Below are 23,559 nucleotides of genomic sequence, written 5' to 3' on the forward strand. Positions count from 1 at the left end.
ATATCGGCAAAAAGGGGCAAAACTTTGCCCCTTTTTTTGTTACAGATCGTAAATTCTTGCCGAACCGTTGATCCTTGATGCCAGGGCCTAAGCCTTGGCATCGAAGAGACTGATTGGTTCGTCTTGCAGCAAGTTTCGAGCCAGCTTAAGTGCGACCTCATCCGGAATTTGTCTGACCACTTCCTGGGTCTGACGGTCCAAAACCCTGACTACGGTTTTGCCGGAATCATCGTCAAGTTCAAATTGAAGGTCCCGTTGAACAGATTGAATATAATCATTCAATTTCGACACAGCTTCCTTCAATTGCTCTTGTCCCTGCTTGTTCTCGCCCTTCTGTGATTCCTTCTGGGAAACACCTTCAGCAGCAGATACAGAGTCACTCTTAACAGCCTGTTTCGGTGACGTTGCGACAGGTGATGCCGCCCCACCTCCAGACTTTGCGCCAGGCTCGGTCAGAGGTGATGACGTCCCGGACCGAACAACCGGTACGGCAGCTTTTGCCGCACCGGCAACGTTCAGGTCATTTACTTTCAGGTCATTCATCTTCCACCTCTCCGCTAGATCCAACGTTTGCCGACCTTGGCTAATCACCATGGTCGGCAACATCACGTCGGGTCACTCCATTACTGCAGGAGCGACAATACCTGCTGCGGTCTCGCGTTGGCCTGAGCCAGGATCGAGATACCAGCCTGTTGCAGCACCTGGGCACGAGACAGTGATGCGGTCTCTGCAGCAAAGTCTGCGTCCAGTATACGTGAATTTGCAGCACTTAGGTTCTCATTCAGAGATTCCAGATTCGCAATGGTGTTCTGGAAACGGTTCTGAATCGCACCAAGTTCCGCCTGCTTGGAGGTAATGGCTTGCAACGCATTATCCACCGCCGTCACTGCTGCATTGGCTCCAGCCACTGTGGAGATGTCGAGATCGTCCAGCTTGGTTCCGGTCTCAGCCCCACCAAACTCCCCGATACGGAAGCCTGAACGGGCAATATTACCGGTATCTGAACTCAACTCAAATGCACCACCAGACTCAAGAGTCACTGCAGAAATGTAGGTATCTGCTGTCAGACCAACAGTCGAACCACCAGTCAGCACGATGTTACGGCCGTCGGCAGCAGTCAGCGTGTACTGATCCGAGTCAAGGGCTGTTGCCGTGACACCAGTTTGGCCTGATTTGGCGTTGATCGCATCGATCACACCTTCCAGGTCAGTCGCTGTGTCACCAGTTGCGGCGTAACTGAAAGAGACGCCGTTGATGGTCAAGCTGGAAGTGGAGCCTGCAGCAGCCGTAATAGCGGCTGAGTAGACATTGTTTTCGTTAACCGTTGCAGAGACACCGGTTTCATCAGCTACACGGTTGATCGCTGCCGCCAGAGCAATACCACTGGCACTTTCACTTAAAGTGGAAGCCGTGTCATCTTCTGCCTGAGTTGCACCGATACTGACACCGTTAATGACCAGGTCACCATTGGTCAGTGCGGCACGGGTGGTATCAGTGTTGGCATCACCAACCACACCACCGTTGATGCCGCTGTAAACACCTTCCTCGAAACCGGCGTTATCAATGTTTCCGGTATCAGTGGTGATATTGATGTCACTACCGTCGTCGCTGACCAGTGTAAAGGTACCAACATAAGCGTTACCGTTACTGGTGCGGCTGTCTGCCAGACCGAAGTCGTCAGCAGAGTTGGTAGAACCACCGGCAGTGGATGTGGTCAGTACGATGTTACGACCGTCAGCGGCAGTCAGGGATACACCCTGAGTGGTGCTCACGAAAGTTGCAGTTACGCCAGTGGCGTCAGACTTCAGGTTAATTGCATCAGCAACTGCCTGCAGGTTGAGGCTGGCGCTCAGGGTCGAGCTGTTTTGCAGGTTAACATCAACACCGTTGATGTTGATGGTACCGGAAGCGGTGCTGTCGTAGTTCGCGATGGTACCTGCTGCTGTGTTCTCATCAACAACCGCAGTAACACCGGTCTGATCAGACACTTCATTAATCGCAGCTGCCTTGGCAATTGCGGAAGAAGCGGCCTGATAGGTGGAAGAATCATCATCTGAACCAACAGATGCACCAACGGAAATACCGTTGATAACCAAATCACCTGCAGCCAACTCAGAAGTTGCAGAGCTGGTCACAGCGCTGACAGTGGTACGTGAAGAAATACCGGCTGTTTCGGCACTCCCCAGGGTCTCTGCATCCAATTGGCTAATGCTGACATTGATGGTGTCACCAACATTGGCCCCTGTCTGGAAGACTGAGTTCTGGAATGAACCATCCAACAGTTTCTTACCGTTGAAGTTGGTGGTATCTGCAACGTTTCTGATTTCATCAACCAGCTGCTCAACCTCCTGTTGGAGGGCTGCACGGTCAACGTCAGAGTTAGTATCGTTGGCAGACTGCAGTGCCAGTTCCCGGATTCGGGAAAGACTGTCAGTGATAGAAGAAAGAGCACTCTCACCGGTTTGCGCCAGGGAGATACCATCACCTGCGTTACGGATAGCTACCTGGGTACCGCTGATCTGGACTCCGAAACGGGTTGAGATCGCAAGACCTGCAGCGTCATCTTTTGCACTATTGATCCGCAGACCGGAAGACAGACGCTCCAACGCGGTGTCGCCTGCCCGCTGCGAAGAGTTCAAGTTACGCTGCGCGTTTAACGACGCAATGTTGGTATTAATTATTTGTGGCATATCGTTGCTCCTGTGAAGCCAGTCTACAGACTATTGCACCAGAGGTCGTACGCAACGCACTTGCAGTGTCTTTTTGGATGCGCAAACCCTGTTAATCTGGTTAACGACCACTTCTTAGAGTTCTTTAATGAAGAAAAGCAACGAAATGTAACCGATTGTAAACCCTCCCTGGCGCCTCATCGGCTGTAATATCAATGGTCAGGCAGGAAAAGCCTGACCATTCCTGAGGAAAGCTCAGAAGTCCTGTAACAGATCAGTCCTCAGGATCATTGATGGACTGCTCCATCCAGGGATCGTTGTCCAGACGGTATTCCTTACGGGTAATCGACCGGAAATGCTCAGGAAGTTTTTCCAGTAATGCCAGAAAATCGGCTTTCCAGTCCTCAAACCATTGAGCCCTCTGCTGATGATCTTCCAGCACCAGCATGTGAGAATAACCAGCGTAAAGGAAATGTCGAATCGTCCCCCTGACGAGGAAGTAAAAGCCCAGATTTTTCTTTTCCATCTGGCTTTCAACATAGTAGGAAATTCTCATGCACAGAACCGTCATATCCATGCCGTTCTTGAGCCTCATGCTGTCCATAAAGCCTTTTACATCCTGATAGGTCTTCCGTAGGTCACGGTCTACCTTGTCCAGAGATTTTTCAATCATGGCCAGATCTACCGTACGCGGATTTTCCTGAAAGATTCTTAACAGCGCCTCATCGTTTGATTGGACATCTCCCAGATTGGTAAAACGCTGTTCAAAATCATCCTGACTCAACCATTCCGAGTGCTCAATTTCCGCCGTATCGGAACAGGAGTAGACATTGAGTCCTCCCCAGGCATGGCGTTGGTCTCGAATTTCCTGCTCCAGTTTACGTTTCGCGGTATACAGCAGCGGGGTCGTGCGAACAGTTTCGCCATTATAGGCTTTTGCCGTAATGACACTGTTGGGCTTGACCTTATAGCTTGATCCAAGTCCTTTGTGATCCGGACTGTTATAGATCGTCCCTGCGGCATGGTGGTTTTCAATGTCCCAATAACCGAAATCCATACCAAACAGATAGATATTCTTGAATCCACAGTGTGTCAGAATGGCAAAAGCCGCATTGGTACAGGTCGGCGTGGCATCAGCAATCGTCTCGTCCCGCGTACCGAACATGTGTGCGATGGTATTTTCTTTCTTGAAATACAGACGGCTGTCTTTAAATAGAGGGTAAATCAACGGGCAAATGTGAGACGCCCCTACAATCCTGATCTTCGCCAGGGTTTCAGGCTCATAGCTCTCCATCAGAACCCGGTATACCTTGGCATCGGATTCCAGCTCCACATGAAAGTCCGGTGTTAAACCATGCTTCAACAGCACTCTCAACGCCGTACCACAGCTGACGACCAGTGCCTGGTCGCGGTATTGTTTGACCTGCTCAATCCGCTTATCCAGAGAGGGCCCACTACCGAAAACAAAGACCGGTTTCTCAGTCTGTTGCACTGCTCTGGGGGTAATAACCGGAACATGTTCATGAAAGTTATGCAGTGCATTATTGATTTGCCTGACTTCGTCATCATAGTGCCCCCAGGAGCTCAGGAAAACGTGCATCTCCTGATTGACCCGGTTAGCCACTTTATTCATGAAAGCGTCACCACGATGAACGTAGAAGGTTGTCATTAACGGAAAAACCGGTGGACGCTTCACCAGTTCATTCCATAATGCCCCCCATACCATGAATTCCTCACGGGCAACGCCGAGCAGAAAATGAATTCTGCGACCGTTCTTGATATCAAAGGAGCGGCAAATATTTTCCCAGTCTATGGAGTACAGGGTGGCAGCAAAAGCATCCAGATCCGGTTCAAGCACCAAGGCATTCTGCACGCTGTATTTGTCTACCATCTCTTCAATGTGGTAACCGACGCCACATCCCATAAACACCATGAGTGGATAATAGTTTTCCACTTTATAGCCCTTGAACCCCTGCCAACGGAATGGGGACTTTTTAATCAGGCTATCAACGGCACGATGTGCAAAGCGGGGATGGTGATAGTCGCCTTCCAACGGAGGGTCAATGGTTCTCAGAGAAGTGTCCGGGCCGATGATGCCACGAAACTCCTGCACCTCCTCCCGACAGAATTTTTTGGCTCCCCCGGGATAAATCGACCGGCCTTCATGCCATAAATCGACTTCTCCGGTATCCGGGAGAATATTCAGCTTAAGCTTTTTCAGCTGATAACTTTTGAAGTGCTGATAGATAGAAGGGTAATGGAGTCTGAAATATTCGAGATTCTTCTGCCTTCTCTCAAGGAACTCTTCCGCGGGATTTTTTGAAGCGCCGGTTTGTCGCATACTTTGACTTCGCTTTATCTGATGATGTGAATCCATGCCTGGTAGGAGCATCAATAAGCGCTGCAATATTTACACCTAAGCAAGTACACCACCCTGAAAACGGTCTTGAGACAATTTCTGCATCAGGCAGTACACCCTAAAGCACTCAGTTATTGTGCGCCAGGAATACGGCTCGTTTAGAACCTTAGCCTGTAACACAACATAAGTAAAACCTTCAAACCTCTGCACCGGAAAAGGCGGCAATCACGGGCGGCAAATGACTGCCAAATTGCCGTCACTCTTCCCTCCCCGACAAACCTTGCCGCTATATCCATTACAAAGTAAGAAATATTTATTCTTATTTTTCATGTATTTATAAAAACCGATCATTTTTGGCACAGACTTCGCATCTGCAACGGAAAAATGCGTGGAACGGCAAAAAAGCGTTTCATCATTTTAATGTCAGTGCCGGCTTTTAGCACTGCAACCTGTAAAAGGTGCGTCCGGCAGGTTAAGAGTATTAGGAGAGTGTTATGCCTCAAATTATTAATACAAATATCGCTTCGATAAATGCGCAGCGAAATTTGAATAATTCGCAATCTGCGAATCAGACGGCACTGCAACGGCTTTCTTCTGGTTTACGGATTAACAGCGCTAAAGACGACGCAGCCGGCCTTGCAATTTCCACCCGTTTCACCTCACAGGTACGCGGTCTGAATGTCGCCATACGTAACGCTGGTGACGGTGTATCTCTGGCCCAGACAGCCGAGGGTGCACTTGGGGCAATGACTGAAAACCTGCTGCGTATCCGTGACCTGGCATTGCAATCAGCCAACGCGACTAACAGCGATGTAGACCGGCAGGCACTCAATGAAGAGGTCCAACAGCTCAAGGAAGAAATCCAGAGGCTGGCAGATCAAACTAACTTTAACGGCACCAAGCTCCTGGACGGCACATTTCAGGATGTGACTTTTCAGATCGGTGCCAATAAAGGTGAAAGCATTACCTTCGGTATTGCTGGCGCGACTGTAGATGAGTTAGGTACCGCTCAGACTGACGGTATCAGCTCAGAACCCTCTACGGCAGATATGGAAGCCGGCGACCTGGTCATTAATGGCATTGCCGTTCCAGCATCAACAGGTGTGGACGATATTTTCTCAGCGGAGGACAATTCCTCCAGTGCTATCGCAAAAGTCGCAGCCATCAACAAGGTGACAGACCAGACCGGGATCAAGGCATTTGCCAACTCCAACTCTCTGGGCGGATCATTCTTTAGCGCAACCACGGCAACGTCCTCATCCGGCACAATCGTGATCAACAACGTGTCGATCAACCTGTCGATATCGACCACGCTGTCTGAACAGGTCAACCTGCAGAATATTGCCACTTCGATCAATGAGAAGTCTGGTGAGACTGGCGTAAGAGCCGTTTATGACGGCAATCCTGACAAAGGCATCACGCTGGTCGCTGATGACGGCCGTAACATCACAATTGATTCCACCAGTGGCGATTCGACCATCACCGCCTCCAACTATGGTTTGGCAAGTGCTACCGGGGTCGGCGCCTCTACCGGCTCAATTACCTATAGTGGCTCATTTACCCTGGTGTCGGATGACGGATCGGATATCGATCTGGACACGACCACCGGCAATATCGAAAACGCAGGCCTACAGGTTGGCACCTTTAGCGGTAACAACAGTGGTGCGGTCAGTGAAACGGTGAATGATCTTGCCATGGTCACTGGTGACTTGGTGATTAACGGTGTTCCCATCGGCCCATCCCAGGCCTCTGACGACACTGCATCAAGCACTGGTAAAGAATCAAGTGCCATCGCAAAAGCGGCTGCAATCAATAAGGTTTCTGAACAGACTGGCGTCACGGCACAGGTGAATTCCAGCATCTTGGTGGCCGATACTATATCGACATCCACCACTGCGGATGAGTCCGGTTCATTCACCCTGAATGGTGTGGAAATCAATGTTTCCTGGAACGCCTCTGACTCCCTCGCCGATCGCCAGAGAGCAATCGCCACGGCAGTCAACAACAAGGCGGGTCAAACCGGTATCACAGCGGAAGCATTCGGCGACACTTATCGTCTGATCGCTGAGGATGGCAGAAACATCGTCCTGACCACCTCCACCACCACAGGCGGCAGCATTATCGCCTCAGATATCGGTCAGGGTACGACGGCTTCCGCCACGATTACTCAACGCGGTTCCGTGACCCTACTCTCCGCCGGTGAGATTGAACTGGATACCATCACTGGTGACATTGAAAACTCCGGTTTCGAAGTGGGGACCTACGGTTCTTCGGAGGATGGCCAGTTAATCAGAGACGTTGACATCTCTACTGTAGACGGTGCACTGGAAGCGCTGGCAGCCGTGGACAATGCTCTGAACCTGATCAACCTCCAGCGGGCTGAACTTGGTGCCATCCAGAACCGGTTTGAGTCCACCATTGATAACCAGCGTGTTGCCTCAGAGAACCTTACGGCAGCCAACTCAAGGATAAGAGACGCGGACTTTGCCGCTGAGACAGCTGAACTTTCCCGCTCGCAGGTGCTGCAGAGCGCAGGTTTGTCCATCCTGTCCCAGGCCAACGCGCAACCGCAGCAGGTTCTGCAGCTTCTCCAAGGCTAATTCTCGATAAGCGTGCCCTCACCGGCACGCTTTTTTCTCCCGGACACACACATTCTCTGACTTGCGGCTACTGAGGTGACACCCATGTTGAACGCAAAACAAGCCTCTCCAAACAACACACTTGTTGTCGATTACAGCCAGATAGAAAATCTGCTGGAAGAAGCTCAATCCGCCCTGTTCTCCTCCGTTCAGAAAAATGTTTCGCCCTCTGACAAAAACTCTTTACTGAATCATGTCAAAGTGTTTGCAGAGGACGTACTGTCTTTGGACGCGGATAATAAGGACGCCCATCACATGCTGGCGTTGAGCCACACCTTGCTGGGTGAATCCTCCAGGGCGAAAAAGCATATGATGTTGGCACTGGAAGAAGACACCGCCAGTATTGCCCTGAGGCTACAAAAAGCGCACATAGATCTGGCTGCGGGTCACTACAACAAGGCCGAGCAGGCGTTCACCGCCATTCTCCAGGAGTCGAAAAGCAATGCCGAAGCCTTCCTGGGTCTGGCGATAATCAAACAACGCAGAAAAGACTACGGCGGAGCATTTCTTCACTACAGCTCTCTGATCAATAAAGGTTACGTGAATCAGACCGTAATCACTGGTCTGTCCTCAGTGGCTCCCTATGTTTGCTGCGATCGCTGGTCAGCGGAATTCGAGAACACTGTGGTCATGGCACTGACCTGGCCGAATACTGATCCCGCACCTTTTGCCAAACTCATCAACTCGTTGTTGATCAGCAAATATGCCCTGGATCACCAGGATTCCAAACTGGACTTTGCGCTTCTACTGAACGACTCCCTTCTCCAGGCAGTGGTCGACGAACGTCTGCTTTGCAGTGTGGAAGTGGAGCAACTCCTGACCCTGATTCGCGAGACATTACTACTGCAGATTGCCGAGTCCGGCGCCATTATGGATGAGCTTCAGCAGTGGATTATCAGCCTGGGTGAAGCCGCTGCACACTACGGTTATTGCTGGCCATACAATCACAATGAACTGCAGGTTCTTCAGCAACTGGAAGAAGCCATCAAGCAGTCATGCCGTAACAAAGCTTCCTGTGAAGATCTTGTTGGCGCCATGATGCTTTACGGTATGTATGAAGATTTTTACAGTGCCTCCTTCAGCTCACGGGTTCTCGCTTTCGATCTCCAGGACTGGCCGTCACGCCTGCAGCCTCTAATGGCGATTTCGTTGTATGAGCCCAGCCGGCTACATATGACGGAAGTCGAACTGAAGCAGGTGATCTACGCGTCCCAGAGCCTGCAGACTTTTGAAAGGTCTCTTTCCACGGTGTACCCGAAATGGACGCATCTGGGGGACTCGGAAGAACAATCAGCCAATCATTTGCTTACAGAGACCTTTGGCGATGCTATTCCTTTTAAAGCAGGTAAAAAACGCCCTCTGAGCTTGCTAGTCACCAGCTGTAAGACCGGTCAGGCGGCGCTGCAGGAGGCATCCCAGTTCAATGATGTGCTGGTGACCGGTGCCGACCACGATATTGCCAAACTGGCATTTGCCGAGTACCAAGCCAGAAATCACGACATCGACAGCGTTCGCTGGGTTCAGTGCGCAGAAGATAAACTCACTTGCCTGAATCAGCGTTTTGATATTGTGGAATGGACTTCCCCACTTAACAACAGCAGCAATCTTCAGGAAACGTTAGCGTATATCAAAAAGCTCATGGCCCCCCACGGACTATGCAAGGTACGCATTGAAATCAATCGCGAAAGAAATGCAGAGAACACGCTGAAGCAATTGGTGCAGGCCAACAATCTTGAATTCAACAAATCCACTATCCGCCAGTTGCGAAAAGTCATCATGGATGATGCCAATGAAAATGACTGGACAGAAATTCTTGCTCAGGATGACTTTTATCATGCAGGCGGCTGCGAAGAGCTTTTCTTTGGTGCCACCAAACGTCCATTGAATGCCATTGAGATTGATGAGGCATTTGCCAATACCGGAATAGAATTGTTCGGTATCGTAGATCATGAAGATGGCAAGATCAGTCAGCTTAATCGACTGACCACCTGGGAAATGGCGCAGCCATTAGTGAAAGAACCTCCACGGGCTCTTACGCTTTTCTGCAAGGTAGCTTAAGGCGAAAGTAGGTCAAATCAACAGCCACTTCACTTGAGCTGGCAGACAGCAGATAGAGAGTAAGTAAAGCTTGTGTAGCGGGGCCTACGTCTTCCAAGGCCCCATTTTTCCCTATCACGCAATCCGATTTCACCTCACCAAAAGCAAGTTTTAGCTATACTTCGGGAAAACATTCCAGACAGTACCGGCCCGGACCCAGAACATGAACGCAGCAGACCACCAATTTGCCAAATCTCATCTCCTGCAGAAAATCCGGAATGCAGATATTCTGACCTCTCCTTTTCCTCACTTCATCATCGATCAGGTTTTTCCTGAGGACTATTTTGAAGCCATGCTCCACTATCTGCCTGATGACTCCTTCTATCGCAAGTGGACAGAAGTGGGAAAAGTGAAGCTGGAGCAATACAGCAAGCGGGATCAGGGATACCTGGAAGATTCCTGGCTGCAGCAATTGCCATCAGAGCAGAAAATCTTCTGGCAGGATTTTACCACCTGGTTTTTGAGCGACGAGTTTGCTCAGGAAAGTATGCAGATTTTTTCGGATACGCTGGCAAAAAGGTTTCATTCAGATCGCTCCGGATGGCCGCAGGTTTATCCCCAGGCCATCTTTCTTCGTCACCGGGCGGATTACTTTATCGGTCCGCATACGGATATTCCTTCAAAGGTAGTGAATATTCTGTTCTATCTGGCAGAAAATGACGACCACGAAGAGTTGGGGACAGCATTGTATGAACATGAGAGCGGCCTCGAATGCGAGGGTAACCGGCATCATGAATTCGATGGCTTCAGAAAGATCAAAGTTGCCCCTTACCGTCGCAACAGTGCCTTGGGGTTTGTCAAAACCAGCAATTCCTGGCATGGCGTCGAACCCATACAGGAGAATGTGGCCGAAAAGACCCGCCGGAATGTCATTCAGTATATGGTCTACGATAATCCTATGAGAGCGCCCCGCAAGGAGCATCAGGAAAAACAATATGATTCCGAAAACTACACTGGGTAATACCGATCTTCATATCTCCCGTCTGGGTTATGGGGCAATGGAGCTGCGTGATCTGGAAGGAGAAAAAAGTCATCCTTCCAGCGCTGTCCCGGGTAAACTCAAGGACCCAAAACAAGCCGAACAGGCACTTAACGCTGCGCTGGACGCGGGGATCAGTTTTATCGATACCGCCTGGGCCTACGGCCGCAGTGAAGAATTCATCGGGCGCTTTATCAGTCATCGCCGCGAGGAATACACACTTGCCACAAAAGCCGGCCATTTGTATCGAGGCGTATCAGACCAATCCAGCTGGACAGTAGAAGCCGTTACCACCTGCCTGGAGCAAAGCTTGAAGCGACTGAATACAGATCATGTGGACCTGCTTCAGTTACACAACCCCCGTCCAGAAGAGGTTGACTGGGAGGCAATGACCAACGCCCTTGAACGTTTTCGTTCCAGAGGAATGCTTCGCTATATCGGCTTGTCCAGCGGCGTTCCCCATATCGACAAGTTTCTGGATCTGGGTATTTTTGACAGCATCCAGGTCCCCTACTCCGCTTTAATGCCGGAGAATGCCCGGGCGATTCAACGTGCCAAAACCATGGGTGTGGGGGTCATAACCCGAGGAACCCTCGGTGAAGGAGCACCGATCGCCGGTGATCCCAGCCGGGCGTTATACAAAAAATTGAAAAGTCGATGGGACAACAGTTGCCTTCCGGCAATGGCAGACAATATCACCGAGTTTCTGATCCGGTATTCTCTGACCAATCCCAATGTCGATGTAGCGCTGTTTGGTTCTGCCAATCCTGACCATATCACTGCAAATGCCGCATCTGCAGAGCAGTCCCTGCTTCAGGGAGATGTCGTGGAACAAGTACAAAGCAGCGTTGCCGAGCTTATGAAGTAACTTTTCGGGGCATTTTTGAATCATTATGGAAGCAGTCAATTGCGATATCTGCCACAGCCGGCAGTTTGATGTGGTCCGACAGGACCGCTGGGTGTCCCCGAACCTCTCTCAATGGTATCCGGTGTTGACCTGTGTCTGTCAGGATTGTGGTCATGTCTATAACAATCCCAGTCTGACAGCCGACGAAATCCGTGAATTTTATCGAGGCCAGAAACGGGAATCCTTTCAGGTATCACGGGGAGAAAGCAAAGGACTGAACGCCGCCGATGCTGCCCTGCTTACTTCACATGCGGGTAAAGGCGATGGGAAAAGAGCACTTGAGGTTGGGTGCTATACGGGTTACATGTCCCATCGCTTAAAAGAAGAAGGCTGGGATGTGGAAGGCCTGGAACCCAACCCGGATTCAGCACAGGTTGCACGAGAACTATTCGGTTTCCATGTCCATGAATGCATGCTGGAAGATTACGAGACCGACCAGCGCTACGATCTGTTATTCATGGGAGGAGTACTTGAACATGTCAGAAGCCCTACCGAGTTTCTACTACGGGTAAACCAGTTGCTCAATATCGGGGGATATCTTTATGTCCGAGTCCCCAATCTGGACGACTTGGAGTACGACACCGCCGCCGATCTGTTTATTTTAGAGCACCTGCATAATTTCTCTTCCGTCGCTCTGCGAATGCTGTTTGAGAAGACCGGCTTTGAAACGCTGACTACCACGGCTCATGAAAAATTTCCCCGGTCGTTTATTTCGATAGGCCGGAAAATTCAACACCAGGATTCAACCGCCCCTTTTCACCTGAAAAACCAGAAAGACCAAGTCAAAGCCAGCATTCTGGAATACAACCGGCGGATTGAATCGGAGCGGGGAAAAATCAATCAGAAACTGAAACCGCTTTTGAGAGACCCGAAACCCAGAGTGGTGATCTACGGCGCAGGCAGCCATACTGAAATACTATTAAGAAACACTTTGCTCAGCGACCTGAATCTGGTCGCACTGGTCGATTCCAATCCCAAAAAGTGGGGTGACACAGCCTTCGGTTTTAAAGTCCAGAATCCTGAGGATTACGATAAAGGACAGGCAGATGCCGTGGTGATTTCCAGCCGGGCTTTTCAGGAAGAAATATATCAGCGTATACAACACTGGGAAGACGAATCCGTCCAGATCATCAGACTATACGACCTGGAAAGCTCAAGATTCGCCCATGAATAAACGACGACAGCGCGCTTTTTCAACAGCCCGCTAGAACAATCCGGCCGCCCAATTTTTACGCTCGCTACTTTCCTGTTCCAGTAATTTCAGCGCCCGTTGTGAATACTCAGAACTGGTTTTTCTGATCTCTGCCACCTTGGTAAGTAACGACTGGGAAAGGGCATCACGGCGCTGGAGAAAAGATTCCAGTAGAGTACTGATATCGTTGGCAGAACTTTCCAGCCCCAGCATGCACTCCGGATGTTCAATCCGTGAAAAGAAGCCACGGGTTTTATCCATAAAGGTCAACATCACCGGCGGCGTGCCTTGTTTGCAGGAAAATACAGAACCATGCAATCTGGTGCTCAGCGTGACATCACACTGGCCATAAATGGCTTCTATGGCTGCCGCCTCATGCTTACCCTGCACCCTGTACACACGAGACTTCAGAGATTCCGGCAATAATGCGCAGGTCAGTTCCGCTTCCAGCCGGTCATCATCCCGCCGTCCGTCAACGTCATATACATTCTGGGGAATCATCACGACGTCCCGATCTTCCTGAGCCAGCCAGTCCGCCAACACCTCGGCAACCTTTTGCCGGTGTGCATCCTGATCAATTCCCAGCCAATAGATATTTCTTAGTGCGACCGCCAGACGCGGCCCTTTTCTTTCGGGAATCCTCTCTTCTGAAAATAATGCCAGGGCCTTGTCAGCATCAGCGGGCTGCCCGGCCAGAGCCAGATCTCCCAGCACCGCATGCTCAGGAATCGCGATACCAGCATCATTCAGGTTCTTGGGTGACTTAGGGTCCCTGAATGTCAGACTGGACAATGCCGGAAGCAGACGCTGAACAACCAGTTTGGCCCAGGGAGACTTCAGGTCTTCACAGGCCAGCGCCAAACCATAGACCGGGGTATGGGTCAACAGACAGGCAGATACAACCGCCAAAGCCTGACCCAAAGCGCCTTTTAACATCCCGGCCGTTCCTGTTTCCACCAAAAACTGCCCAGGCCCAAGGACAACCAGATCCGATGAAGCCACTTCTTTCACAAACGCCAGATACTCCCCAGAATCGTCCGGATTAAGGCTCCGCAGCCAGCGACCGGCCGCCAACTCCCGGTTGGAGTGCTCGAAATTGGGAATGGTTCGAACCCCGTAAGTCTTGTCATAGTTGGCATTGGGGTGCCTGGAAGCCACCACAAACTCCACTTGATCATTCCCCAAAGCGGTGCGTATAGGCTCGCAAAATGCTTTCAGCATGGCCTCATTACCGGCGTTTTCAATGCCGAAGAATCCATAAATCAAAATCTTTTTCATCATACGGGTCTCTATCACGCCTGTTCTGCATGGGATTTTCTGGTGTATACAATCGCCTGGCGCCCCACACCTGTTGCCGCCAGAGCTTGATACATACTGGCAAGAATCACGGCCTGTCCGGAATCGACCAGGGATTTTTCAAATCGCATGCGTTTCTTGTGAACCTGTCTGCCCAGAGCATCGTCACCGACATAGTTGTCTCCGAACAGCAGAAAGCTTTCCAGAGGAAACTGAGTGGAACGCTGTACCGGTTCGCAGCCTTCGGCACGGCAAAGATTTTCCAGAGATTCAAAATCAAAGTAGTTTATGTGCAGCCGGTTGATCCACCACATTTGCAGTTTATTACTCTGGACTGCCGCCATCTGCATGGGATTAAAATCATTGGGGCATTCCACCGAGAGAATTCCACCGGGTTTAAGCGCTCTCACCACCTGATGAACAACCGCCTGCGGATCCAGTACATGTTCCAGAAACATCGACATGTTGATAACATCAAACTCGCCGATACGACGCCACTCATCTTCAGTGATATCCTCAATCATCGATGGGATGATACTAATCTGCCTTTGCCGCAGATCCTCATGAAATGCACGACTGGGCTCCACCCCCCAGGCGTCCCATCCGCGTTCCCTGAAATAAGCAGGAAAATCACCGACACCACTGCCCACATCAAGAATACGGGGGTTTTCCAGTCCTGGTAACAGGTCTGCATAATCCGCTTCGCGACGGGCAAATACGCGCTGCCAGTGTTCTACATCCTCAGCTTTTCGCTGACGAAAATAGGACCTGACCTCACCGCCGAATTTTTTTTCGTAGGTTTCCTTGATTTCCGCTTCTGTGGGTAAAGGCCAAAGATGCTTAAAGGCACAGTCTCTGCAGTCAATGACCTTCAGATCACCGTGCTGAAAACTTTCACTGAATGTATGCTGCATGCTCTCTGCCAATCCTGTCCCCTTACACGGTTAATCGATTTCTTTTTTGCGATAACGGTCGATGACCTCGTGATTCAGTTCAATGCCCAGCCCTGGCTGATCCGATGGAGATATTGCGCCAGCCGTAATGTTGAACGGCGAGGAAATAATGTCCTCTTCCAATCCGTGGTAAGTCGTATCACTGGCGAGACTAAATCCGGGAAGCGCCGACACCAGATGAGCCATCGCAGCCGTTTTCACCCCCAGATCGTGCCAGCAGTGAAAGGCACAGGGAATATCAGCCGCATCTGCCACAGCCGCCAACCGACATACCTCCATAATACCGCCAGCATCCGGAATGTCTGCGACCAGTGCATCCGCGGCATTAGCCCTGATGATTCCCGTCACTGAACGGGCATCACCGACACTTTCATTCAGGGCGATCGGAATTCCGGCTGGCTCCCTCATAGATGCGTAAGAATCCAGAAAATCCTGATGCACAGGCTGCTCAAAATATTCAATATTCACCTGGCGATAGACTTTGGCGAGTTCCAGGACATCCGCAGGAGAATAGTTCTGGTTGGCGTCAAAACGCAGTTTAACCCTGTTCCCTACTCGCTCATGCATCGCCAATGCTATGGCTGCATCTTCTTCAATGGCTCTCCCAGCTTTGGTCTTGATACTGGTAAATCCCCAGGTGTCATAATAGAGTTCGGCTGTATCTGCCGCCTCTTCCGGAGGCTTTACTCCCATCAGACCGCAAAGATTGACTCTGTCCCGGCACTTTCCACCCAGTAGCTGATAGAGAGGCATTCCTGATGCTTTTCCAAGAATATCCCACATTGCCATTTCCAGGCCGGAAATCGCAGCAGGCCTCTCGCCTCTTGCTCGCAACAGCGCAAGGTTTTCATTAATGGCCAGCGGATTACGTCCCTCCAGTCCCTCTGCACAACGGGCGTGAAACTCAACGGTTTCTCTCCCGGCAGTTTCACCGATACCAACGATTCCCGTATCTGTCAGCATTTCGATGATTACCGCATGGGCACCGTAGCAGGGAGCATTCCATCCCCAATAAGGAGCAACGGGCGCCTTATAAGGAACGTAGATGTAATGTCGACGGATTTCGGTAATCTTCATTTGCTCTCCAGACTATTCAGCCAGGCGGCATAATCCTTGATTCCCGCTTCAAGATCATAAGCCGGAACCACCCCAAGTTCCTTTTTTAACCGGCCATTATCCAAAGGATAGTTCCATCCGCCGCGGCTACAATCTTTCAGGACAACCTCATTGCCGGGATACAGCTTGTCCAGCGCATCTTTGATATCGTATATCCCCATACATTGGCCGTAGGTGACATTGTAGGCGAATCCGGGCACCTCGTCGGACATCAATAACGTGGTGGCCGCCTGAGCCACATCTTTACCATATACCCAGTCAAGCCGATGTTCGGGATGGCCTTCCAAGGTAAATGGACGCCCCTGTATGGCCGCATCAAACATGGACTTCCAATAAATTTCCGTATCTCCGGGACGACTGAATACAGGACCGTAAATCTCGCCAGGCCGCAGAACACGGCCGTTAATCCGACCGGCCAGAGTCAATTCCTTCAGCAGGTATTCTACTGTTGCTTTTGAGTTGCCATAAGAATTGTGAACACTCAACCCTGTCGGGTAATCCTCGTTGACCGGACCGCTAACACCGTGTTCCCGGAACTGATAAACCCCGTTGGTACTGAACATCACGAAGTTTTCCACCCCTTGTCTGAGGGCGGCAAAAATCACACCAGCAGTCCCGTGTACATTCACTTCGAAAAAGCCCGGGTGCGGGTCATGTCCCACACGCATGGGAAGCACCGCAGCACTATGGGAAATGTGCCGAATTTGATACTTGCGGAGAGTTTCTTCCACCAACTCAGTATCCAGGATGGAGCCTTCCACCGGAATAAACCAGTCCCGTTCAACCAGTGTATCCAGGTATTCCCAGTTAAACTGGATGTCCATCACCACCGGAGTCACTCCATAGTGCTGATGTAACAGCTTGATCATCTGAGCACCGACCTGTCCGGCACCGGTTAGCAGTACATGTTGCATGGTTAATTCTGCCTCGCCTCTAGGCTTTGTTGACGTTTCATGTAACGCACACGCAGGAGTTTCATTTTGAGAATACTATTGATTCAAATGCTTTGAGTATGTCTTTATGCCTGGACCCCACTTTCGGAATATCCTGTTGTTCTACCATCCAGGTAACCTGACCTGTCTGCACCTCCCGGAAGCGATGGGCAATATCCTGTTCAGTGACCTGATTCCAGGGACCGATCAGACTCGCAATGGGATAACGATGACAATATTCCCTGGCAACCTCAGCGTTAAACTCCGAGTTCGCCACAATCAGTGCCGGCAATCCCAAAGCCGCCATTTCGTATGTCGTCAGGCCAACCGCTGTAACCCCGAGATCCGCCCGACACATTCTTTCTGGTAAATCACTGACATTGACACTGACTTCGCCGTCTAACCCGGTGGCAGTGAGCGTTTCTTTCACCTGCTCCACATTCGGGCAGGCAGCCCCCAGCACAATATCCACACGTCCAGAGAAGCCAGCCTGTGCCAGACCTCTAAGAACCAATGAAGACACATCAGGCTCATCAGCACCTCCCATCGCAATCAGGATGTTCTTAATCGGGGCAGGTTTTGACGAAGCAGGCAATGAAGAAACAGACGGCGAAGAGATAAGCGACGACAGGTACTCACCGGGTAGAAAGTATTCCAGCCCGTCCAGACAATGGGCATGTTCTTCAGGACAATAACCGGGATAATCGGGATGTGGGAGAGCGTTAATCAACAGATCGCCACTGCGCCATCCTGGTGGCAACGGGTTATCCATAAATACCAATCGTAATCCATCAGATTTTAATCGTTCGAAATAAATTTGATAGCGCTCCAAATCCCGTTTGCATAAGTTCATCACCAATGCCGACCAGTCGGACTCTTTGGCTTTTGCCAATAGGCGCTCAATGTCTGCTTCCGGTGAAATATCTTCAGGTAAGATCTCAACCGAGTAACCGCACTTCTGCACCAGCCTTTTTACTGACGACTCTTCCCGACAGACAAATTCAATCCCCCAGGCCAGGTTCTGCGACAACAGCTGCGCCATCCGCAAACACCCCACCACGTGTCCCATTCCTATAGTGGCACCGCCATCACATCGGAATCCCACTCGGACTCGTTCATGCATGGTGCTCTTTCGCCCGGCGCCGGTGTTGATATCCACAATATCCGGGTGCTGGTCGAGAAAGTTCACCACCTGTTTCAGCGCCATCTGATCAGGAGAGGTTTGCATTGCTTCTGACAATGCCTGAAAAAACGCCAGATCTTCCGGGGCATCCACAGTGATACGCAGATCCCCTCTCCTCAACCAGGGTTCACTGTCTATATAGTTGACTGGGTAGTCTTCTGGATGCTGATAGAACATGGTGGTCACGTGCTCCCGATCTCTCTTCGTGACACGCTTATCCGCCGAAAGCTGTTTTAGCGAACTGACAGATACGACCTCCAGCCCTTTATCGACGTACTCATAGCCGGGTCGATAGTTGGTAACGGCTGCACCAGAATGGATATGCGATTCAATCATCCGGGGCAGAACATCGGCATTGACCAGTGGACAGTCGCCAGTGGCCCGCACAATGACGTCTGCTCCGGTTTCATCCGCAGCCATCACAAAGCGGCTCAACACATCCTCTTCGGCACCTCTGATCACCCTCACCGATGGCCAGTGATCTTTGACATGGGCAGCCAGCAAATCATCTGCCGGTTGCTGGCTGGTAGCCAGGACTAGATGATCTGCCAGACCTTCAGGCTTCAGACAATGGCTTAATCGTGCAAGCACCAGGTCGACCATAGGTTTGCCGGCAATGGGAAGCAGCATCTTGCCCGGCAAACGACTGGACCCCATTCTGGCCTGGACCACGATAGCAATACCTGTCATGGATTTATTATGGGTCATAGCAAAGTGGTCATAACAAATTAGTCATAGCAATGGACCATCCTTGTTATCCCCTGACTCTTCCTCCTGGGCCGGGCTTTCACTCAATGGGTCAAGATAACGCGTTTGAATGGCCAGACAGTAATGGGTCAGCCCCCACCAGTGATTCGGGTGCACCCCTTCCAGGGCCATGCCGCACTTTTCATAAAATCGCTTGGCATTTTCCGTTTCGGTGTACAGTAAAATTTTGTGAGCTCCCACGGCTGCATATTCATGGAAGCAGAATCGCATCAATTTCTGACCAAGTCCCTGCCCCTGATAATCCGGCGCCACCACCACCCAATCAAGCGAGGCGACACCACCATTGGGCGCACCTCCGATGACCAATCCAATCAATTTGTCATCATCAAATAGTCCGGCAATGACGACGTTCGACTGAGCAATTCGCTCAGACATATTGGATTCGGAATATTTACGGCGATAGGAATCCAACGCCTGGGCGGTAAATGTGGAAGAAAACTGTTGGTCGAGCATCTGAAGGAAAAAACGACAGACCATCTCCGCATCTTCCGCATGACGGAATCTTCTGAAACTGAAGTGTCTGCTGTCCGCAACCATGGATTAATCCTCAGACGTTTCGCCGCCAAGCTGTTCTAAGGGAATTGGATACCCGGCTTTGATAAAGCTTTTTGCTTTGGTTCCCACAACACTATCAAGCGCATTAACCGGCAATCCTTGGGCTGGGCGTACACACTGCAAGTGAGCTCTGAGAATAACTTCTCCCGCTCGAATATCTTTGGCCGCCCATAACCCGCGACGCACCCAGTAACGTTCTATTTCTTCACTTGCGGCCCAGCTCTTCTCACCACTTCCAAGAGCTTTTTCTGCATTGCGGATATCTTCAACCAGCACCTTAAATTCTGGCACCTCCAGCGCGAAGTGATGATCCAGACCTTCCTGTCTTCGATCAAGGGTGACATGCTTCTCCAGAACACAACACCCCATCGACAGCGAAGCAACCGGCAACGTAGAACCTGGTGTATGATCAGATAACCCTACCGGTACGCCAAACCTTTCTGCCAATGTCCTGATTGCCAGAAGGTTCGCATCCTCCCATTTAGGTGGATAATTGGACACGCAATGCAGCAGGACCAATTGCTCACAACCAGCCTGTGTTGCTGCCGAGATCGCTGCTTCCACGTCATGAATATCTGAGGCGCCGGTGGAGAGAATCAAAGGGATTCCCGTGGCCGCTATTTTTCGGATCAGTTCCAGCCAGGTGATGTCGCCCGATGCCACCTTAAACGCCGGTACCGGAATCGAAGCCAAACGGTCAACGGCATCCAGACTAAACGGGGAACACAGAAAATCTACCCCCAGTTCTTTACACTGCTCCGCTAATATCGGCCACCAATCCGGATCGGCACTATAAAACGGCAGAATATCCCAGCGCTTTTCCAGTAGAGATTCCCGTTGCCCCCAATCTGGCGTAGCATCCTCCGGCAACCGGGGAATAAACAGATCCTCACGGGAAAAATCCTGAAATTTGACCGCATCCACCCCAGCCTCAGCACAGGCTTTCACCATTTTTATTGCCGTATCGAGCTGACCGTTATGATTGGAGCCTATTTCCGCTATCACGTAACAGGGCTTCCCGGTGCCGACCCTACGCTGTCCAATGTCAAACTGGGATTTATACACTCAACTCCCCTTTATACTGCCACTTCATAATGCAACTCCAGGTGGTGGTCTCACAGGCTCCGTGCTTTCCGTCTCACAAGACTTGGCTACCGCTTCCGCCATGGCAGATGCCCACCAGGCATCCTCCAGAGAAGGCAGTAACACAGAGCACTGATAGTTTTCGTCAACGATCGACATGATCGCTTCCTCAAGAAACTCGGCGCCATACCCAGCCCAACCACCAGGGGTTTGACGCATAAAATAAGGGTTTACATAGCGATAGACATCCGCCCCATGCTCCGTGAATCCTCTGCGTGTGCCGTCGAGATCCAACTCTCCATACTGAAAGTGTAGCAACATGGATTGTTTAGTCATTGATGGTGCCTGTTCAGGCAGATTCCATGACAACAGAAATGACACCGACGCCTCTTCCCCATCCGCTCTCCTGAACATGAAATCGGCTTTGTAGGCATCCACTGTGCTCAGGCCTTTTCCAGCCAGAGTGCCCTCATAGCGTCTGGCATTGACCGCCACAGGGTTCAAACCGGAGATATAACGAATCAGGTCGTAAAAATGCGATCCCAGAAACCAGTTGGGGTCACTGTGGTTGGCAAAATCGGAGGCAAAATATCCTCCTGCCGGTATAGTCACAGGGTTCTGGATTGTTGCGAACCCCGCCTGCAGCTCACCATAAACGCCTTCCTGCACTCTGCGGGCAGCTTCCTGCCATAATGGGTCAGATCGTTTGTGATACAGCGTAATCACCCGACGGTTAGCCTTGCCAGCCGCCTCCAGTATCTTTTGGCAATCTTCAAGGGATGTCGCCAATGGCTTTTCCACAACCACATGGCATCCGGCGTTCAGAGCTTTCACCACAAATTCCGTATGAGCGTAATCCGGTGTGGTCACTGCCAGAATATCAGGCCTGGATTGTTCCAGTAACTTGTCAAAATCATCAAAGGCATGGGCGATATGGAAACGTTTTGCCCACTGGCTAGCCTTGTCTTTATCACGACTGCACAGTGCGATGACATCCAGTTGACCTGAAAGTTTTTTGCCGGCATATACCGGAAGGTGGCCAGCCTCCGCCCAGGTTCCCAGCCCCACCAGCGCCAGCTTCATGAGGTTACTCCGTCACTGTTTGATGTACCTTCGCCAGCAGAATCCATGATCGGCAAATCGGGTGACAATATGGCATGCACAGCAATCACCGCAGCCTCTAGAATTTCATCCACCAGCATGGTTTCCCGGGGACTATGGGCTACTTCCAGAGCGCCCGGTCCAAAAGTCACTACATCCCGGCTCTGACGGGCAAATATACGGGCATCACAACTGGCCTTCCAGCCTTTCAATTCCGGCGGTTCCGAATCATTCAGAATACCGATGGCCCTGGCCAGCTTGATACCGCCCTGGGCATCATCGGCACTGCAAAATGCAGCGTTGTGTAATTTATCGAAAGTGATCTGCCCCTGAATATCATCCTGGCTCAAATCATATTTATTTAATGCTGAGGATACCCCCTCGGAAAACGCCTGCCTCAAAAGCTCCTGAACATTGTCCAAACGATTATCGGGAAGGAACCCCTGCCCCCCTTCAAACGAGATGCTACTGTGAGATTCCGGCCATTTGGGGAGACCAAATCCTTCGTCATAAAGGGCGTCGATAAATTCTGCGGCTTTCGCCAATGCGTCACTATCTCTCTCATGAGACCCCATATGACCACCCAGGGCATGGATGGTCAGAACCAGAGTTTGCGTCTGAGGATCCGTTCCAGACTCAAGAGACCACTCGGGGTCCTGGGCCAAGTGAGTCAACCTTCCTTCGGCCACAGCCTCATCCAGCCGTTTCTGAGCCGTTTCCTGCGCCTTTTTCAACCATCTTTGTGCATCTGCCCCTGATACTGGCCAGGACAAGCTCACGAGATCACAGGCCGACGAAGGATGCCGACCAAATTCGCCCAACACTCCGAAGCAGGTTTGTGCATCTTTCTGGGCATGATAGAGAGGATGGTGACTACTGCTTCTCAGTCTGCGGCCAGCATCAGCGAGCGATCGTGCAATGTCAGCATATAAGCCGTAGTACTGGCGCCTGGCTTTGCTGGAGTTCGCATTCAGGGTCACCTCAAACCAGACAGCTCCCCGATTCGAGGGGTATGGCAATTGATTGGAAGGCTCCATCACCACGACCCGACTGTCTTCCAGGTTCAGATGGGTCACCGCTCCCAGTGTACCGTTGCCCCCCATCTCTTCATCAATCGACACCATGTACCTGACCGGAACCTGGGGCTCCTGACCGGTTTCCCTTTGCCATTGATGTAACATGCGTGCGACCAGACCTGCCGCCACTACACCGTTTTTGTTGTCTGCAGACCCGCGCCCGGAAATTCTTCCCGGCTCAGGCCGGCTGGGTTCAATGTGAGGGGGGACGGTATCGATATGTGCATTAAGCAACCAGTTGGCTCCCTCTTGCCCGGGGCAAGGGTCGATCAACAGGTTTGCCCGTCCCTCATAAACCTTTTCCGGTTCGCCGCTCAACTCACCGGCATAGTAGGGAATCGTGTAATAGTCGTCATCGGCAATAGACGCCGGAACAGACAAATCCCGTATCAGAACCTCTTCAGGAAGATAAGGCCTGACGGCCTCTTCAAAAATTCTGTAGCACTCCCGTTCCCCCGCTTTCAGGCGATCCAGGTCGCTACCCAACGAGGTATCCACCAGACACAGTTCCCACAACAGGCCTTCTGCCCATTGTTTCAATTCATCGCTGTGCCTGCGTTCTTTTAACCAGTCTTCAAGACTTGACGTCATAGCGTCGCCTTATGCTTTGTGTTTACAGTCATTGTCATACAGGTGCCGTCATATACAGATTTT

General features: G+C 51.0%; 17 protein-coding genes. 5 read left to right on the forward strand and 12 right to left on the reverse strand.

What is annotated here, in order from left to right:
- Nucleotides 1-87: 87 nt before the first annotated feature.
- The 3 genes from F566_RS0110230 to F566_RS0110240 form a co-directional block, all read right to left on the reverse strand.
- Entirely contained in the window at nt 88-543 is a 456-nt protein-coding gene (locus F566_RS0110230) for a flagellar protein FlaG (protein ID WP_026179901.1), read from the reverse strand.
- A gap of 80 nt (nt 544-623) precedes the next feature.
- A complete protein-coding gene (locus F566_RS0110235; protein ID WP_020406899.1) occupies nt 624-2,690 on the reverse strand; it encodes a flagellin N-terminal helical domain-containing protein in 2,067 nt (688 codons plus the stop codon).
- 253 nt (nt 2,691-2,943) lie between these two features.
- Nucleotides 2,944-5,010: a motility associated factor glycosyltransferase family protein gene (locus F566_RS0110240; RefSeq protein ID WP_020406900.1), complete on the reverse strand. Its 2,067-nt coding sequence runs from the start codon at nt 5,008-5,010 to the stop codon at nt 2,944-2,946.
- A gap of 512 nt (nt 5,011-5,522) precedes the next feature.
- Here F566_RS0110240 and F566_RS37920 point away from each other — a divergent pair.
- The 5 genes from F566_RS37920 (at nt 5,523) to F566_RS0110265 (ending at nt 12,824) form a co-directional block, all read left to right on the forward strand.
- Nucleotides 5,523-7,628, forward strand: a complete 2,106-nt coding sequence (locus tag F566_RS37920; RefSeq protein WP_020406901.1) for a flagellin N-terminal helical domain-containing protein — start codon at nt 5,523-5,525, stop codon at nt 7,626-7,628.
- Nucleotides 7,629-7,712: 84 nt separating this feature from the next.
- Entirely contained in the window at nt 7,713-9,725 is a 2,013-nt protein-coding gene (locus F566_RS0110250) for a tetratricopeptide repeat protein (protein ID WP_020406902.1), read from the forward strand.
- A gap of 202 nt (nt 9,726-9,927) precedes the next feature.
- Nucleotides 9,928-10,725 carry a hypothetical protein gene (locus F566_RS0110255; protein WP_020406903.1) on the forward strand — a complete coding sequence of 266 codons (798 nt, stop codon included), beginning with the start codon at nt 9,928-9,930 and terminating at the stop codon, nt 10,723-10,725.
- Nucleotides 10,700-11,611: an aldo/keto reductase gene (locus F566_RS0110260; RefSeq protein WP_020406904.1), complete on the forward strand. Its 912-nt coding sequence runs from the start codon at nt 10,700-10,702 to the stop codon at nt 11,609-11,611. Before F566_RS0110255 ends, F566_RS0110260 begins: the two co-directional genes overlap by 26 nt.
- 25 nt (nt 11,612-11,636) lie before the next feature.
- Entirely contained in the window at nt 11,637-12,824 is a 1,188-nt protein-coding gene (locus tag F566_RS0110265; protein WP_020406905.1) for a class I SAM-dependent methyltransferase, read from the forward strand.
- A 30-nt stretch (nt 12,825-12,854) separates the two neighbouring features.
- Here F566_RS0110265 and F566_RS0110270 read toward each other — a convergent pair whose 3' ends face one another.
- The 9 genes from F566_RS0110270 to F566_RS0110310 all read right to left on the reverse strand — a co-directional run bounded on the left by F566_RS0110270 (nt 12,855) and on the right by F566_RS0110310 (nt 23,496).
- Nucleotides 12,855-14,123, reverse strand: coding sequence for a polysaccharide pyruvyl transferase family protein (locus tag F566_RS0110270; protein ID WP_020406906.1), 1,269 nt, complete (start codon nt 14,121-14,123; stop codon nt 12,855-12,857).
- 11 nt (nt 14,124-14,134) lie between these two features.
- On the reverse strand, nt 14,135-15,052 hold the full coding sequence (locus tag F566_RS0110275; protein WP_020406907.1) for a class I SAM-dependent methyltransferase: 918 nt from the start codon (nt 15,050-15,052) through the stop codon (nt 14,135-14,137).
- Nucleotides 15,053-15,082: 30 nt separating this feature from the next.
- Nucleotides 15,083-16,168, reverse strand: coding sequence for a mandelate racemase/muconate lactonizing enzyme family protein (locus F566_RS0110280; RefSeq protein ID WP_020406908.1), 1,086 nt, complete (start codon nt 16,166-16,168; stop codon nt 15,083-15,085).
- Nucleotides 16,165-17,121: an NAD-dependent epimerase/dehydratase family protein gene (locus F566_RS0110285; RefSeq protein ID WP_020406909.1), complete on the reverse strand. Its 957-nt coding sequence runs from the start codon at nt 17,119-17,121 to the stop codon at nt 16,165-16,167. The genes F566_RS0110280 and F566_RS0110285 overlap by 4 nt, the downstream gene beginning before the upstream one ends.
- 61 nt (nt 17,122-17,182) lie before the next feature.
- Nucleotides 17,183-19,030: a cytidylyltransferase domain-containing protein gene (locus F566_RS37700; RefSeq protein ID WP_157496730.1), complete on the reverse strand. Its 1,848-nt coding sequence runs from the start codon at nt 19,028-19,030 to the stop codon at nt 17,183-17,185.
- Nucleotides 19,031-19,054: 24 nt separating this feature from the next.
- On the reverse strand, nt 19,055-19,627 hold the full coding sequence (locus F566_RS0110295; RefSeq protein WP_020406911.1) for a GNAT family N-acetyltransferase: 573 nt from the start codon (nt 19,625-19,627) through the stop codon (nt 19,055-19,057).
- 3 nt (nt 19,628-19,630) lie between these two features.
- Nucleotides 19,631-20,710 (reverse strand): N-acetylneuraminate synthase family protein, encoded by a 1,080-nt coding sequence (locus F566_RS0110300; RefSeq protein WP_020406912.1) that lies wholly within the window; start codon nt 20,708-20,710, stop codon nt 19,631-19,633.
- Nucleotides 20,711-20,734: 24 nt separating this feature from the next.
- Nucleotides 20,735-21,811 (reverse strand): Gfo/Idh/MocA family protein, encoded by a 1,077-nt coding sequence (locus tag F566_RS0110305; RefSeq protein ID WP_020406913.1) that lies wholly within the window; start codon nt 21,809-21,811, stop codon nt 20,735-20,737.
- Nucleotides 21,808-23,496: a M20/M25/M40 family metallo-hydrolase gene (locus F566_RS0110310; protein ID WP_020406914.1), complete on the reverse strand. Its 1,689-nt coding sequence runs from the start codon at nt 23,494-23,496 to the stop codon at nt 21,808-21,810. Before F566_RS0110310 ends, F566_RS0110305 begins: the two co-directional genes overlap by 4 nt.
- Nucleotides 23,497-23,559: the final 63 nt, after the last annotated feature.

This window comes from Hahella ganghwensis DSM 17046 (genome assembly GCF_000376785.1).
GTDB classification, from domain to species: domain Bacteria; phylum Pseudomonadota; class Gammaproteobacteria; order Pseudomonadales; family Oleiphilaceae; genus Hahella; species Hahella ganghwensis.

Bases quoted from the DNA above. Each gene is read 5' to 3' on its own strand.
- F566_RS0110255 (WP_020406903.1), top strand. From the start codon at position 9,928: ATGAACGCAGCAGACCACCAATTTGCCAAATCTCATCTCCTGCAGAAA.
- F566_RS0110240 (WP_020406900.1), bottom strand. From the start codon at position 5,010: ATGCGACAAACCGGCGCTTCAAAAAATCCCGCGGAAGAGTTCCTTGAG.
- F566_RS0110280 (WP_020406908.1), bottom strand. From the start codon at position 16,168: ATGAAGATTACCGAAATCCGTCGACATTACATCTACGTTCCTTATAAG.
- F566_RS0110305 (WP_020406913.1), bottom strand. From the start codon at position 21,811: ATGAAGCTGGCGCTGGTGGGGCTGGGAACCTGGGCGGAGGCTGGCCAC.
- F566_RS0110230 (WP_026179901.1), bottom strand. From the start codon at position 543: ATGAATGACCTGAAAGTAAATGACCTGAACGTTGCCGGTGCGGCAAAA.
- F566_RS0110285 (WP_020406909.1), bottom strand. From the start codon at position 17,121: ATGCAACATGTACTGCTAACCGGTGCCGGACAGGTCGGTGCTCAGATG.
- F566_RS0110250 (WP_020406902.1), top strand. From the start codon at position 7,713: ATGTTGAACGCAAAACAAGCCTCTCCAAACAACACACTTGTTGTCGAT.
- F566_RS0110275 (WP_020406907.1), bottom strand. From the start codon at position 15,052: ATGCAGCATACATTCAGTGAAAGTTTTCAGCACGGTGATCTGAAGGTC.
- F566_RS0110265 (WP_020406905.1), top strand. From the start codon at position 11,637: ATGGAAGCAGTCAATTGCGATATCTGCCACAGCCGGCAGTTTGATGTG.
- F566_RS0110235 (WP_020406899.1), bottom strand. From the start codon at position 2,690: ATGCCACAAATAATTAATACCAACATTGCGTCGTTAAACGCGCAGCGT.
- F566_RS37920 (WP_020406901.1), top strand. From the start codon at position 5,523: ATGCCTCAAATTATTAATACAAATATCGCTTCGATAAATGCGCAGCGA.
- F566_RS0110310 (WP_020406914.1), bottom strand. From the start codon at position 23,496: ATGACGTCAAGTCTTGAAGACTGGTTAAAAGAACGCAGGCACAGCGAT.
- F566_RS0110295 (WP_020406911.1), bottom strand. From the start codon at position 19,627: ATGGTTGCGGACAGCAGACACTTCAGTTTCAGAAGATTCCGTCATGCG.
- F566_RS0110270 (WP_020406906.1), bottom strand. From the start codon at position 14,123: ATGATGAAAAAGATTTTGATTTATGGATTCTTCGGCATTGAAAACGCC.
- F566_RS37700 (WP_157496730.1), bottom strand. From the start codon at position 19,030: ATGACCCATAATAAATCCATGACAGGTATTGCTATCGTGGTCCAGGCC.
- F566_RS0110260 (WP_020406904.1), top strand. From the start codon at position 10,700: ATGATTCCGAAAACTACACTGGGTAATACCGATCTTCATATCTCCCGT.